Annotated in this window: 10 protein-coding genes; 1 reads left to right on the top strand and 9 read right to left on the bottom strand. The window is 35.0% G+C overall.

The genetic code is table 11. The features are described from left to right. Nucleotides 1-540: 540 nt before the first annotated feature. The 9 genes from J2T03_RS09600 to J2T03_RS09560 all read right to left on the bottom strand — a co-directional run bounded on the left by J2T03_RS09600 (nt 541) and on the right by J2T03_RS09560 (nt 14,486). A complete protein-coding gene (locus J2T03_RS09600) occupies nt 541-1,071 on the bottom strand; it encodes an STM3941 family protein (RefSeq protein ID WP_307210931.1) in 531 nt (176 codons plus the stop codon). Beyond that, nucleotides 1,072-1,611 (bottom strand): hypothetical protein, encoded by a 540-nt coding sequence (locus tag J2T03_RS09595; RefSeq protein ID WP_307210930.1) that lies wholly within the window; start codon nt 1,609-1,611, stop codon nt 1,072-1,074. It lies immediately after the preceding gene. Nucleotides 1,612-1,649: 38 nt separating this feature from the next. Next, complete coding sequence (locus J2T03_RS20495) at nt 1,650-2,846, bottom strand: RHS repeat protein (protein ID WP_373426897.1); 1,197 nt, start codon at nt 2,844-2,846, stop codon at nt 1,650-1,652. Between the two features lie 427 nt (nt 2,847-3,273). Next, the gene (locus tag J2T03_RS09585; protein WP_307210929.1) at nt 3,274-3,804 is read right to left on the bottom strand and encodes an STM3941 family protein; all 531 of its coding nucleotides are present in this window, start codon (nt 3,802-3,804) and stop codon (nt 3,274-3,276) included. Nucleotides 3,805-3,814: 10 nt separating this feature from the next. Further along, a complete protein-coding gene (locus tag J2T03_RS09580; protein ID WP_307210928.1) occupies nt 3,815-5,524 on the bottom strand; it encodes an RHS repeat-associated core domain-containing protein in 1,710 nt (569 codons plus the stop codon). A 576-nt stretch (nt 5,525-6,100) separates the two neighbouring features. Continuing rightward, nucleotides 6,101-6,562 (bottom strand): hypothetical protein, encoded by a 462-nt coding sequence (locus J2T03_RS09575; protein WP_307210927.1) that lies wholly within the window; start codon nt 6,560-6,562, stop codon nt 6,101-6,103. A 6-nt stretch (nt 6,563-6,568) separates the two neighbouring features. Then, on the bottom strand, nt 6,569-10,084 hold the full coding sequence (locus tag J2T03_RS09570; RefSeq protein WP_307210925.1) for a DUF6443 domain-containing protein: 3,516 nt from the start codon (nt 10,082-10,084) through the stop codon (nt 6,569-6,571). Nucleotides 10,085-10,094: 10 nt separating this feature from the next. Beyond that, nucleotides 10,095-12,929 (bottom strand): hypothetical protein, encoded by a 2,835-nt coding sequence (locus J2T03_RS09565; protein ID WP_307210923.1) that lies wholly within the window; start codon nt 12,927-12,929, stop codon nt 10,095-10,097. A gap of 6 nt (nt 12,930-12,935) precedes the next feature. Continuing rightward, nucleotides 12,936-14,486 (bottom strand): T9SS type A sorting domain-containing protein, encoded by a 1,551-nt coding sequence (locus J2T03_RS09560; protein WP_307210921.1) that lies wholly within the window; start codon nt 14,484-14,486, stop codon nt 12,936-12,938. Nucleotides 14,487-14,851: 365 nt separating this feature from the next. Here J2T03_RS09560 and J2T03_RS09555 point away from each other — a divergent pair, with 365 nt between their 5' ends. Further along, on the top strand, nt 14,852-15,106 hold the full coding sequence (locus J2T03_RS09555) for a helix-turn-helix domain-containing protein (RefSeq protein WP_307210919.1): 255 nt from the start codon (nt 14,852-14,854) through the stop codon (nt 15,104-15,106). Nucleotides 15,107-15,269: the final 163 nt, after the last annotated feature.

Raw genomic sequence — 15,269 nt, 5'->3', positions numbered from 1 at the left:
CACTATTTACAAATAGACCAAAACTTATTAAAATATAAAGTATTAAATATATGTACCCAAAAAAAGACGAGTAAAAATTATAATTCTCATGTTTTCTTTTTCTAATATAACTATTGATTATCCAAAATAATCCTATACAAAATAATGTAACAGGAATAACATAATTTGTAGTTGGATAATAATTTTTCATGGTAATATAGTTTACGATCGTTAAAATATTCATCCATATCATTATTGTGAAAAAGACAGATGTTGTAAATATTGATACATCGTTATTTCCAACTTTTCTTTGAAATTCAATAAAGTGAAAAATAATATAATTTATAAATCTTATCATTTTTGATTGGGTTTTTCAAATAAATTTTCTCCTGTAGAGTTATTGCTTTGCCTCCAAAATAAAATAGCGAAATACCTGCTCCAACCGAACCAAAACAAATAGAGTGACTAAATGATCACTCTATTCTATAAAATTAATACTTATTATTTCTCGTTAAGTTCTATTAATAAAGAAAACCAACATTTTTGAAACATTACCAAAAATTAATGGCTTTTATATTCATTATAAAATTTTGAAATAACTTTTTCAAGCTCATCAAAATTATAAGCTAATGTATTTGAAGAAATCGAAATGGGTGTATCATATGTTTTATAGGTTCTCTCTAATAATTTTTTCTTTATACCACTTTCGTTATTTAAGTATTTAGTAGGATCTTTTACATTAATAATTAAAAATTTTGTTGACATAACATTAATACTTTTTATTGAAGTAATATCACTCCAAAAAATCATTCCTACACTTACATAACTAGAATTATCAATAATTCCTTTTTCATTTATGATAAGATTAAATTTCTTTGTGAAAAAGCTTTTTATTAAAATAATTAAGCATAATCCAAAAAACAACATTGCTGCAATTCCTGCAATACGTATAAATATTACATTTCTAAATATAGCAGAAGTAAATTTGTCAGGATTAACTGTTAAAAAGATACCTAATAGTATAAATATTAGTGAACCTGATAGCAGTAATATTAATTTTGTTCTACTACTTTTGATTTCAATTGTATTCATTTAATATGTTTTTGACAATGGAATAAAGCTTAATATAAAAAATCCTAAAATCCCTAGTATTATTCCAAAACTAATCCAAGCCCATTTACGTCTTACTTCTTTAGGTTCTTTATCAAACTCGTCAAAATATTTTAAATATTTATCATTTTTAAATAGTAATTTTTCATTTATAATCCAAGGTAAAATTAACAATCCTATTATAAAAATCCATTTATATGAATTACCGGGTTCCCAAACATATTGAATTAGTGATTTTCCTAATATTGTCTGAAAAATATTGAAGATCCCATATTCTATAAGAATTATTAAACCTCCCATATGAACACCCGCCCAAATGCTATGTAGCCCAGATACTTTATTATTAAAAATAACTTCATCTGTAAATTGATTCATATCCTCAATTCCTCCTTTAGCATAAAATTTTCTTATGGCAGGTATTTTATAAATGAGCTTAAAAGGATCTATATATGATAATAGTTTATATACTCTTCTATAAAAATTGAAAATTGCATAATGTATATAATTCCAGATTCTTTCCATATATTCTACTATTTTATTTTTACTGCTTTCATTTCGATTTAATAGTCAGGTTTGTTTAAAATTCCGCTAGCGACCTCTTCAGCATAGTCCCCACCATATATACCTCCTAATATACCTCCTGCAATACCACCAATTGCACCCCCAATAGCAGCTCCTGGAGCAGCTCCTACTCCAAAAAAAGCAACACCAATTGCACCTCCAATAGGTGTTAATATTTTAGCTCCTAACCATGCACCTGCTGCGGCTCCAGCCATTCCTCCGGCTACATTCGCTGTTGCTACTTGAGCCCTAACACCGAATTTTCCATCATCTTGATAAACTCCATAAGTGATTTGTGCAGCACTAATTGCATAACCCACGTATCCTGCTCTTTTTGCATATTTTCCATACATTGCTGTAGTTCTTAAATAGCTACTTCGCAAACCTATTTGTGAATCTACAGCTCTACCCGCGTAAGCAGTACTTCTTACATTTCCTAAATTATCTACCCAATTTCCACGGTTGTAAAAAGAGGTACGTTGATCAGCAAGATATTTAAATCCGCCTCCCATCGCAGTTGAGCCCCAGTCTGCCCAATTTTTATAAGCATCCAATGGTAAATCTCCTAGTGGAATTCTATTAAATACTCCTAATTCATATTCTACATTCATTTCATCACCTATTTGAGATCCGCTTGAGCTCATTGCTCCAGTCCAATATGTAAAATAACCATTACTGTTTGTTATACTGCTTGTATTCCCTGCCATTAAATCTCTAAAGGCTTGGGTTTCTCCAAAAGTTTTCGTATCATATCCCCAGGCACTTCCTCCACCACCTCCGGTATTCGAAGCAAAATAGTTCCCGTGAGAACCACCCATTCCGTTGTAGCCTGATAACGAAGAATTCGGATCAAAATCTCCATTGAAAGCAGAATGTTCTCCATAGGTATCTTGCGGACTGTTTCCATCAGGGTCTATAAATCTTAACGGGTTATTAAAGGCATAATTATAAGGAGAATGTCTTCTCATCTGTTCTGCCAATGCATCTACGACACCCCATCTGCCAATATCTGACATGTACATTCTGGCTCCAAAATCACTGTAACCAGTTTCCTTTTGAAGTTCTTTGCCATTGTAACCGTAATTGTAAGCAGGATTTCCTATTAATGTATTGTATCCCTCATGCTTTAAGCCAAACGGGTAATAATTGTTTTCTTCAATGATCGCAGCTCCGGAACCGTTATTCGTGTAGCTCACACGTACAGAACTACGTTCGTAGCCTTCATAAAAGATTCTCTTTTATTCGTCTATCCAAATGGTCTGTATAGCTGTAAATATACTTATTATTTTCAAAATTTACTCATCACTAACTCTGATGCATCAGGAATGATTCTCAATCATTTAAATATGTTTTTTCGGCAAAAATAAACCAGAGTAGGGAATTTCTACTCTGGTTTTTGAATTTAATGTTTTGGATTTTATTTGAATTTCAAATAGTTAGTGTGGGAAATTGTTCGCATCACTAACTTTGGAACATTACCCATTTTTGAAACATTGCCCAAAACTTATTTTAATTTAAATTAGGGTATTGATTTCAATACCCTAATTATTTATAAAATCCTCTCAAATTAGAGTATAAGAAGTATAAACTTTTTGTCCTAAAAAAGGTAGCAACTCCACAAATTTAATCATCACTATTATGATACTCTTTATATGAATCTAAAATACTTTTTTTAAAATCATTAAATGAGCAAGATAAATAAGTACTATTTAATAATATTGGAGTATGATATTTTTTATAATTAAAATTTAAAACCCATTTTTTAAACCCCTTTTTTTGATTTATATATTGTTGTGGATTATCAACGAAAACTTTAAGATGAGGAACATTATTAATATTATATTCTTCAATTTTAATAATATCTTTCCAACTGATATTAGGATAATCCAACATGTTAATTTTATCACTTATACCTTTGCTATTAATGGAAAATATAGCATTTCGGTCAAATAATTTACTTCCAAATTGATAAAGAAAGTATGTTGAAACAATAGTACTAATTATTCCGACTGCAAATATAATCATCCCATTGCGATAAATGAAACTGGTATATTTAGTTGGATTTATAACGGCTATTGTTCCCAATATTAATATCAAACTCATAACAGCAACAATAAGAGTAAGCTTTGTATTGTTTTTTTTTATATTTTTCATAATTAATCTATTATTTGTACATTTTTTCTACAGTCTGTGTGGCAATTTCACCATAGATATATCCTACACCAGCTCCTATAGCAAGTCCTAAAATTGTTCCTGCACCAGGCACCGGAATAAAGCTTCCTATATATGCTCCAATTAGGGCACCTTCTGCTGCACCAACAAGTCCACCGATCGCTCCTGCAGTTGCAACCTGTGCTTTCTTACCAAATTTCCAGCCGTCTTCATATATACCATAAGAAACTTCTCCAGCTGAAATTATATTTCCTACCATCCCTGCTCTTTCTGCATACTTTGTAAATTTTGCAGTTGTTCTAAGATAATCACTTCTTAAACCTATTTGTGAATCTATAGCCCTCCCAGCATAACGAGTACTTCGTTGATTCCCTAAATTATCTATCCAATATCCACTATCATAAAGTGCTGTTCTTTGGTTAGCAATATATCCAAATCCACCCTCTGCTACTATTGAACTCCAATCAGCCATATTTTTATATGCTTCCCATGCTGGTCCATCTCCTACATATTGTCTATGAGCTACTCCTAACTCCAGTTCTACATTTGCTTCGCCATTTATTAAAGATCCGCTTGAGCTCATTGCTCCGGTCCAATATGTAAAATAACCATTACTGTTTGTTATACTGCTAGTTCGTCCTGACATTAAATCTCTATAAGCCTGTGTATCTCCAAAAGTTTTAGTACTATTCCCCGCAGCAAAGCCTCCACCATCTGTATTACTTCCAAAATAGTTACCATGAGAACCACCCATTCCGTTGTATCCTGATAACGAAGAATTCGGGTCAAAGTCTCCATTGAAAGCAGAATGTTCTCCATAGGTATCTCGCGGACTGTTTCCATCAGGGTCTATAAATCTTAACGGGTTATTAAAGGCATAATTATATGGAGAATGCCTTCTCATCTGTTCTGCCAATGCATCTACTACACCCCATCTACCAAGATCAGGCATATAGAATCGCGCTCCATAGTCATACATTCCTGTTTCCTGAAGCTCTTTTCCATTGTACTTGTAACTGTAATAGTTTCCAAAATTAGAATAAGAAGAACCCCCAATATGGTTTAACCCAAACGGATAAAAATTATTGGTATCAATCGCCTGAAGAACGCCTGCGCTGTTTTTGGCAAAACTTACCCTTACATTCCCTAAATGGTCTTTGTACTGGTAAATATAGCGGTTTTCGGTGAAACTGTAAAACCCTTCTGAAGTGGGTATAAAACTAAGTTTCCATTCCGGGGTTGCAGGAAATATAGGACCGCCTATCATTGCTTTTGTATAGGCTTGTTCTTCATAGGCAACTTCTGTTTTGCAGGTTAAACAACCTGCACCCGTACCGTTATCATCATAGGAATATTGAAATCCATCCAGATAATCTGTCATACGGGTAATCATCGCCCCCATGTCTCCTGAATTATTATAGGTTTTACGAAGCTTTGTTCCATCCGCACGGTATAAGTGACTGATATTTGTATTGGAAACCTTACGCAACGGATTTATCTGAGTAATGCTAAGCTGATCGGATAAGCTCAAATAATTGTAAGCAATAGACTGAATACCTTTATCCTTCATATCAGTCATGTTTCCGTTCAGATCATAGGCTATTAAATTGTTTCCTCCTTCGTATCCGGTGTTATTCAATGCAGTTTCACGAACTTTTGTTAAGCGGTTTCCTGTGTATTCGTAAATCAGATCATCTACCAATGTTGCTGTATTTCCTGAAATTGGGAAAGCATTTCTTTTTAGAGTTGCAATATTTCCGTTGAGATCATATGAGAGACTCTCATTGAAATAATTATTAAACGGTGTGGTAGAATTAGGTTCAGAATAAACAGCATCTCTTAATCTGTTGAGATTATCATAGGAGTAAGTATATCTTTTTAATACATTCTCTGATGCATTTTTCCAGTCTACTTCAGCAATGCTTCCATTATATTTCCCTCCTCCAATATTAGCATAGGCAGGATTGTTGTATTTTATCTCATACCCGAAAAGCTTTCCGTTGAGGTTCGCAGGATCATTAATCCTAGTCAGCCTTTGATATTATAAGAATAATCAATGGTTTGAAGGGGGGAGGCAATGGTTATTCCGCCTACTTTTTTGTTCACCAACACATCTGGAACGAATAAATTTTTAACTTTATAAAGGTGAATTTTTCCCTTAAAAACAAAAAGAGTAACCATTTAGATTACTCTTTCTTTAATGTTTTTTATTAAAATTTTAATTATTAATGTCGATGGATATTGAATACCAACACATCTGGAACATTACCCCAATTAATTATTTGTTATTTTCTAAAATTGATATGGATGTAGGAATTTTTTTATTTTCATCAATATACTTCCATTTAACTCTTTCTTTTGCCATTTCATTTCCTAATTCATAAGCTCTTAGTAAGTAATATTCACCGATTTTACTTTTTTTATCATATCCTTTTTCATCACTTACTGTTGATAAAATTGTATATACATTTTCATAGGCAAAAGGATAATTATGTTCTTCAGCCATTTTAATGGCATAATATAAAAACTCTTCATCATGACCTTTTATAGAATAGGCTTTATAAGCTCTTATATATGCTATAGTATCACCTTTTAAAATTGCCTTATTTAGATACTCTTTAATATCGGTATCATTATCAGTATTTTTGATATTCGATTGTAATTTTATTTCTTTAGTTTCTTCTTTTTTGTTGCAACCTAAGAGTAATAAAAGCACATTTAATATTATTATTTTTTTCATAATAAATTATTTAATAAAATCTCTATATAATTGTTTAGAAATTAATTTTCCTCCTAAAAAAACACTAACGTACCCCCAATTATCATTAGAATTTTTGAACCTATTTACAGTTGGAAATCCTGAAACACTAGCATCATATGGAATCCATTTTTCAAATCCCACAACGGTGGTATTAGGATGTTTTTGTGATATTTTTCTTGCTATTGATTCTTTTACATCCTCACTTTCATATCCTGATAAGCAAGAGTATAGAAGAAGTATTGACTTTTCCATCTTATCTACGTTTTTCCAACGAGAATTTTTACTACTCATGATTTTATCAAATGAATCAGCATCTTTCATCAAATTATCTCCATCCCATATTCCTCCTTCATAGCCATGTCCAAAAACTCTAAAAATTCCATCGCCTTTTGTATCTTTAAACAAATTATACATTTCTTTAAACTTTTCATGGAAAACGTTATCATCACTTTTTCCAAAGAAGCTCACAGGTTCCTCCGGATTGAAATCATTCAGCTTAAACTGTATAGAATCAAACGGATCAAAATTATATTTCGGGGTTAAATAACTCTGCAATACATCATAAGCTTCTTGACCATAATAAGTCGTTCCCGGAGCAAAACTTCCACCATCTGTATTACTTCCAAAATAGTTACCATGAGAACCACCCATTCCGTTATATCCTGATAACGAAGAATTCGGATCAAAATCTCCGTTGAAAGCAGAATGTTCCCCATACGTATCCCTAGGACTGTTCCCATCAGGATCAGTAAATCTGATTGGGTTATTAAAGGCATAATTATAAGGAGAATGTCTTCTCATCTGTTCTGCCAATGCATCTACAACACCCCATCTGCCAATATCTGACATGTACATTCTGGCTCCAAAATCACTGTAACCAGTTTCCTTTTGAAGTTCTTTACCATTATAACCATAATTGTAAGCAGGATTTCCTATTAATGTATTGTATCCCTCATGCTTTAAGCCAAACGGGTAATAATTGTTTTCTTCAAGAGCTTCTGCGCTGCCAGATAAATTTTTGGAGTAGCTTAAACGTACATTTCCTAAATGGTCTGTATAGCTGTAAATATACTTATTATTTTCAAAATTGTAATAGCCTTCGGCTGTTGGTACAAATTTCAATACCTGTGTAGGATCAAAAAGTACTCCTATAGCTGATGCCTCATACTGGAACCCATCCAAATATTCTGTAACTTTTTTTGATACTGTATATACCTCTCCTCCCTTCAATGGATTGCCTTTGGAGTTATAGGTTTTTTTGAGTTTTGTTCCATCCGCCCTATACAGGTAAGAATTGTTTATATTATAAGCCACTACAGATCCTTCACGATCTCTCATAAAAAAATTTTCATTAAATGTAGTTGCATTGGGAAGGTTCAGAAAATTATACCCAATCTCCAAAACTCCTTTGTCAATATGATCTTTCATATTCCCGTTATCATCATAAGAAATAGTATTCCCGGAAGTATCAGGATAGCCACTGTAGTTTCCTGAAGTATCAGTAACCGTATTAAGCTTATTTCCTGTATAATTATAGGTAAGATTGTCAATAAGCTGCGCTGTTCCTGATGCACTTTTTCCATTTCTCTGCAAAGAGGTAATATTTCCGTTCAGATCATAGGCTAACGTTTCATTAAAGAAGCCATTCTGCGGAACAGAAGACCCAGGTTCAGAATACACTCCCTTTTTAAGTCTGCTGAGTGCATCATATTGGTAGTTGTACTGTCTTAAAATCTGGTCTGAAGCCGTTTTCCAGTTAACTTCTGTAATACTCCTGTTATATTTTCCAGAAGCAATACCTGAGGACTGTGGATTATTGTATTTTATTTCATACCCGAAAAGCTTTCCGTTGAGGTTCGCAGGATCATTGATCTTAGTCAGCCACCCTTTGATATTATAAGAATAATCAATGGTTTGAAGTGGGGAGGAAATGGTTGTTCCGCCTACTTTCTTAGTCTTGAGCTGGGAAAGTTCGTTGTATTCGTTCTGGGCAAGGATCTCTTCTGGATTACTATCCACTTTATGCTTGTGTACCAATAACCTGTTTTGGCTGTCATAAGAAAAAGTTTGTGTGATTACTTTTTCCGTATCAGTATCCAGCCTTTTGTGATATACCTTGGTCTGCTTTGCCAGACCGGCAAAATCCAGCTCACTTTCTGTTTTGGTATATCCACCCAGGTGATTGATAGAATAGGTGCCAATAGATCTGCCATTGGTATCATACCAAATAAAGTTTTTCGTCCAGTTATCATCTTCTATGTTTTTCACAAAAGAAGCTACAGGCATACTTTTCGTATTTCTGGATGTTGTACTTTGGCCGGAAGGCTTCAATACATTCTGTCCTATAATCTGAGAAGGAACAGCAGGGGAGCCTGCAGGATAGGTATCGTAATAGTTAACAGCAAGAATCGCATTGAGATCTGATGTAAAATAATTATTGGTATAATAAACCTGCATTCCGTTTAGATTAAAACCTGTAGCATCTCGCGATTCTGTGATCACAAGGCCATTGACAAGGTTTTGTAATGCTGTTCTGCTTCCTCCCGAAATGATTCCTGTATAAACAATTCTTCCCTGTTTATCAGACTTATTGAGCATCCATTTTCCGGTCTGTCTCAGGTTAGCATCCTGGCTTAAGATCAATTGGTCAGCTTTATCATACACCATATATTCCCATCCCTTTCCGGGAACTTTCTTTTCGACCTGCCTGTTCCAGCCGTCGTACCGGTATTGGTAGCAGAGGTCATTCAGCAATTGGTCTGTAATGGGTTTGTTGATGGCATTGGGCGGAAGTACAAACGCGAGCTGGTTGTATTCGTTGTATACATAATAGGTATCCACCGGGGTGCTTCCGTCCAACTTTCTGATGAGAACAGCCTGCCCTTTTGCGTTTTTAAATTCTACAGTCTTATTTCCGTCTTCGTCGATGACAGAATTTTTAGACAGCTTTTCGGCAGCATAGGTCCCTGAATTGGAAAGGACGCTTTTAGTAGCTCCGTTTTCCCAGGTGGTAGTTGTGGTGTATCTAGATACATCTCCGGCAGCATTGGCTTCATAGATAAAGTTTACCGGCTTGGAGCTCCAGTCTGTTCCTGCCTGTACTTGCTGCAATACCTTATTTAAAGGGGAACTTTCTAAAATGCTTTCCGAGTAGATCTTTTCAGAACCATAGACTGCGGGAGCATTGGAAAGCGGAGACGTATAAAGAAGTCCATTCTGGGTTCCTGCCTGGGGAACAGGAAGGTAATTCTTCACCTTTCTTCCGAAAGCATCATATTCTATATGCTCCACCACATCTTTTCCTGTGGGAGATCCTTTAATATCAATGACCTGAATGGGTTTTCCCCAGCTGTCGAAATACTGTACGTTTTCAGACTTTTTTGAGCAGTCACCATCCAAGCATGTTTTACTGTATATATAGTTTTCGGTATTGGTGAGATTGGTCTGTGCAGAAGAGAATGTCACAAACAATATCCCTAATATATTTAGAATTTTTTTCATTTGTTTTGTATTATTGTTTGTAGTTATACTGATACTCTTTTACTTTTTTCGATACTGAAGTTCCACTGTTATCTTCATCCACTCTCTTTGTAATTTTCAGTCTTCCTGCATCGTCATACTCATATATTTCTCTCATGCCTGATGGTGAGGTCATGCTTGTAAGTCCAATTAAGGGATCATACGTGTAAGTGGTAACCAAATAATCAGCTAATGCCGGATTCTTTTTAAAATTATCCAGTGCCAGCAGTAATGCAGGCTCAGCACTGCCATTGAGATTATCATTATCCGAAGCAGTGACAATGGCAGCAGTAAGTGATGATACTTGAGCATAGGTTGCTCCTTCTACTTTGGCAATAACCTGCGTTTTATTGTAACCAAATATGAATGCAGTAGAAAGACCTGCGCTGTTTGTATACTGCAGCAAATTACCTTTATCGTCATACAGGTCCATTTTCATATGTTCTTTTACGCTTCCGTCATTGATATTGGTTGATACTATTGAGGACGGGAGCAGAGAGGAAGCGTTGTATTTCGTTGTTGCCTTTGAAAGTGTTTTGCCACCCTGCTTTTCTTCAACAATTACCGGGCTGCCTGTCATATATGCTGTTTCCAGCTGATTGTACCCCGGTAGATTCACCGGATAGGTCATAAATCTTTCACTTACCTCACCATCTACTACGGATTTTGTGTAAACCGGTTTAAACTGGTTTCCTTCAATTTGAGTTTCAGAAACATTTTCAAGTCTTTTTCCGTCGTTATAATAGATGGTGCTTTTATTTATCGATTTTTTCACGTAGGCAGGTTTAGAAGAAAACTGTCCTTTAGCTGTGTTGATCTGATACTCGTCTGTTGAATAATAGTCCAGCTCAAACTCACTTTCTTCAGAAGCCAGCAGCTTATTCTGCTCATCATAAATTTCCTTTTTAAAAGGCAGTCCCTGTTTGGTTACTCTGTAATATGGCCAGAAATAAACAGGATACAGCGATGTCCCGCCGGTCTGATATTTAGGGTAATCATTGGCTGTTTTGAACCTGTTCTTAATATATCCTTTTCCGGTTTCCGAAACTTTCACATTTTTATAGAGGATATATGAAGAATTGCTATACTCTTCAGCGTCACCTTCATTATAAAACAGGTATCCGCTGGTACTGTTTGCCTGATCGAATGAATCATACCCGTAATTGATTGTTCTTTCAGGAGTAGCATCGGCTGCATTTTTGTAGAATTTAGTATTTTTTATCCTGTGTCCAATAGCTGGCGATGCATTTCTATAAGGACCGGGACGAAGATTCACTCCGAATATTTTTAGACTTCCCGTTCCTTTTACGCCACCATTAGAAGTGATTTCCACAGTATAACTGCCGGCTTTATTAGAAAAACTAAGGTTTTTGGAAATATCCTCACTCAGGATCATAGGGCCTGCTACTGTTTCACTTCCTCTTTTAATGGTAAGTCTGAGATTTTTAGGTATTGTTGTCGTATAAGCGGTAACAGCATTAGGATCAGGCAGTCCTGTATCTCCTCCTTCAGGTTCAGGAAATTCAAGCTCCATCATAAGCTCATACTGGAAATACTTATTTTTATTGGGATCTCCGGGAATCGTAAAATTATAGGTAAGGTTTTGAGCTGTGTTTATTAAAGTTGTGTTTAATAATTCAGTGGTCTGCAAATCGGGATTATATCCATATTCTTCAAGATCTGCCAGATAAACGGGATCATTAAAATCAAAAAACTGTTCGTTTTTCTCATAAGTATATTCTGTAGTTCCCCCTGTAGGAGATATTATTCTTCTCAGCATTTGAGCATCTGAGTAAACAAATGAAGTCTGTTCTGTTTTCTGGCCATTTTTGTCATTTTTCCGGATAAAATTCAGCATTCTTTTTCTTTCAGAAACCTTGAGGGGCTGGGAAGCTATACTGTAATTAAGATCATAAGAATAAATGGTCAGACCTGCCGGATTTTTTACCGTTATTTTCTGTAAACTGTAAGGGTCATTTACGGTCTCTTTTAAGGCATCATCGTATACATAATCCAGCAGAACCTTTCCTGCGTCCGTAGTTATAGATTTTAGTTTACAGTATTGATACACTATTATACCATTATTGATCTCGTTTTTCTTTTCATACTCCATATTGGCAAGCTCTATTCCCAACGGACTGATAATTTTAGTTAAAAAATAAGCAGATTTAAATAAAAGTGTCATGTCCTCATAATAATTGGAACATCCGAACTGGCCGTAATCAAATTCATTAAAAATATATTTATATCCATTATCTGTAGTGACAGAAAAACTTTCTGCCTTGAAAGTGGAAGTATTGGTGTTATTTCTTACATACTCGATTTTTGTATGATCTGGTGTAAGGTTGATGAGTGAAAATGTATTGTTGGCTACATCTCTTTTCATTCTAAACTTTCCAGATCCACCGGGAAAATTATAATAATAAATATCATCAAATTCATTATTATAATGGTTAGGCCACGCGGGTCTGTCATAGCACTCATCTAACTGATCAACAATTTTCTTGTAGATAACGCCTGTCCCAAAAAATGCCCATCCTGCACCTACATCACCCGTTGTTTGCGATTCAATAAGGTTATTTAGATTATAGCTTATACTTAAAGGATACCCTATTGATTTATCTGCGAGTGGAACATTAAGCAAAGGAATATTAATTTCCGGAAGCCCGCTTGCTAAAGATACCGGAATGTCAGAATAGGTAGACATAGAGGACATCGAGGGTGAAGCAATCGGCGTAGTAACCATTCCACTGCCTACTCCCTGCTGTGAATAGTAATTATTGACGGATATCAATAACAACGAGAATATTAAAATATGTTTTTTCATCTTGGTTTATTTCTTGATTAGTTTTGCAGTCGCTGTTTTATTGGTATCTGTTTTTATCGTCACCAAATAAGCTCCCTGGATCAAATTCTGGGTATTAATCTTTGTCACTTTATTCTTCGTCTTCAAGCTCTGAAGCTGTCTTCCACCCATATCATATAATAAAATATTCGCTTCCTTGAATTCAAAGCCTATTTCAACGTAAGCATAATCTGACACTGGATTCGGATAGATCTTAATGTCCTGCTTTTCAATCAACTGATCAAGCTGCTTATCTCCCAGTTTTACAATTTTCCAATTTTCTTTTCCAAGCTCTTCAGCACTGGTTCCCGCTAAAATGATTGAGCCGTCTCTGTTCAGTTTTATATCGGAGAGTCTTTCTTCACGTTTTCGGGATTCACCTTTTACATGTTTTCTCCACTGCTCATTGCCATCAGCATTGAGATAGAGCATCCAAAAAGTTTCATCGTCCGATTCTATTCTTCCTTCTGCCTGAGTATAACCACCTAGAAGGATTCCTTTGGAAGACTTATCATCTGCTGAGTGAAGAACACTTGTTCCCATCAAAATATCCCTGTTTCCGAAACTATAAGACTTCTGCCAGATTTCTTCGCCTCTTTCATTAAGAGAGAGCAGCCATAGATCTGTACCTTCCTCAATTCCAGCAGCTTTATTTCCTGATCGCTCGGATCTGGATTCTCCACCAACTAAATAGCCGGAAGAGGTTAAAGCCAGTGTTCTCAGATGATCATCTGCTTTACCACCAAAATTCTTTTCCCATTCTGTTTTTCCGATTTTATCCAGCTTGATCACCCAGTAATCTCCTTCGCCAAAGTTTTCGGTTTTCTTTGAACCGCCTGTAGTACTTCTGGAATAGATTCCTAGTAATGCTCCGCCGTCTTTGGTAGGAATCATTTTCTCCACTTCATCCAGACCTTTTCCTCCTAAAATTGATTGAGACAATTCTTTTCCGTCTTTGTCCAATTTTACAACCCAAACGTCTTTGGAGCCATAACCTTTAGCTGAATTCTGAACATTACCAGCCACAAAGAATCCGAGATCTGTCGTCTGAATAACTGATCTTGCTTCTTCATCAGATGCTGATCCTAAGGTTTTCTGCCAGAGTTCATCCCCAAATTCATTAAGCCTTATCAGCCAAATGTCAGATCCGCCTTTGGAGTCGTCTTTCTTATCCAGACCTTTTGAGGAAAAAGTGGTGCCGGAGAGCAAAAAACCTCCGTCTTGCGTAGAAACAGTTGCGGAAAGATAGTCATGGTTATTTCCTGAGATGTATTTCTCCCAGATTTCTTCGCCTTGTTGGTTAAGCTTTACCAGATGGAAATCGTAGCCGTTGTTCTGCTTACTGCCTTCAGCTTGAAGCTTGCTGCTTTGAATACTGCTTCCCGTTATCAGATATTGCTGATCGATTGTTGTAGTCACCTGGCTTAAGAAATCCTGAGTGGAAGATTTAATGTCCCGTTGCCATGCTACCTCCGTTTTCTGAGCCGAAAAATTTAGAAATGCACACAGGGCGAGTGCGAGTGCGTAATTTTTTTTCATATTTGTTTTATTATGCGCGAATTTAAAAATTATATTTTAATTCTAAACATAGGGAAAACCCCATATTTTAACCGTGAGTTTTAGGGTAGTTTTTAACCCGATGAACAAAGTGTTTTCATAAGTGTTGTTTTTTTTTAATATTTATATTCTGTTTTGTTTCTACACCAAAGATATAATCACAAGACGACAAAGCGTGTCGCATTATATAAGTGCATAAATTAATTTAATTTGCTATAACAAAAATAAAAATGAGTCTCCAATAATTATTGTGGATTACCATAAGTAAATATTATTTTTTACAAATATATAAATTGTAGTAATATAAGGTTACAAAAATGTAGTATTTTATATTTCACTTTGTATAAGTGAAAATAATAGACGAAAATAAAATTACTGAATTAAAAGCCAGAATTCCTGTTGATGTAGGCAATCAGATTAGAAAGTTCCGTGAAAAAAAGAAACTTTCCCAGACTGAGCTAGCTGAGCTGATAGGGAAAGATAGACAATATCTCTATAAAATTGAAAAAGGAAAAGTAACCTCAAATGTTTTCACAATTGCTCTTATAGCTTCTGCCCTAGACATTTCATTGTCTGATTTAGTGGAAGAAATAAAACTTTAGATGGGAAATGATAAGTGAGATCTAAATTGTCAAAGAAATTTAATTTTAGTAAGAATTTTATAATTCATAAGAATATTTTTTGCCAAAGGATCCATATCTGTTCAGAACTATTCTCTTTCATAATCCAAGAGTAGGTTGATAACACTATCTTAAACTGTCAAAT

The sequence above is a fragment of the Chryseobacterium lathyri genome, assembly GCF_030812195.1.
Lineage (GTDB): Bacteria > Bacteroidota > Bacteroidia > Flavobacteriales > Weeksellaceae > Chryseobacterium > Chryseobacterium lathyri_A.
Note: the sequence above shows the minus strand (reverse complement) of the source record. Positions and strands in the feature narration are given on the sequence as shown.

What these genes read in the sequence shown, in the direction of transcription:
- J2T03_RS09600 (WP_307210931.1), bottom strand. Translation starts at nt 1,071, where the DNA reads ATGAATACAATTGAAATCAAAAGTAGTAGAACAAAATTAATATTACTG.
- J2T03_RS09595 (WP_307210930.1), bottom strand. Translation starts at nt 1,611, where the DNA reads ATGGAAAGAATCTGGAATTATATACATTATGCAATTTTCAATTTTTAT.
- J2T03_RS09585 (WP_307210929.1), bottom strand. Translation starts at nt 3,804, where the DNA reads ATGAAAAATATAAAAAAAAACAATACAAAGCTTACTCTTATTGTTGCT.
- J2T03_RS09575 (WP_307210927.1), bottom strand. Translation starts at nt 6,562, where the DNA reads ATGAAAAAAATAATAATATTAAATGTGCTTTTATTACTCTTAGGTTGC.
- J2T03_RS09570 (WP_307210925.1), bottom strand. Translation starts at nt 10,084, where the DNA reads ATGAAAAAAATTCTAAATATATTAGGGATATTGTTTGTGACATTCTCT.
- J2T03_RS09565 (WP_307210923.1), bottom strand. Translation starts at nt 12,929, where the DNA reads ATGAAAAAACATATTTTAATATTCTCGTTGTTATTGATATCCGTCAAT.
- J2T03_RS09560 (WP_307210921.1), bottom strand. Translation starts at nt 14,486, where the DNA reads ATGAAAAAAAATTACGCACTCGCACTCGCCCTGTGTGCATTTCTAAAT.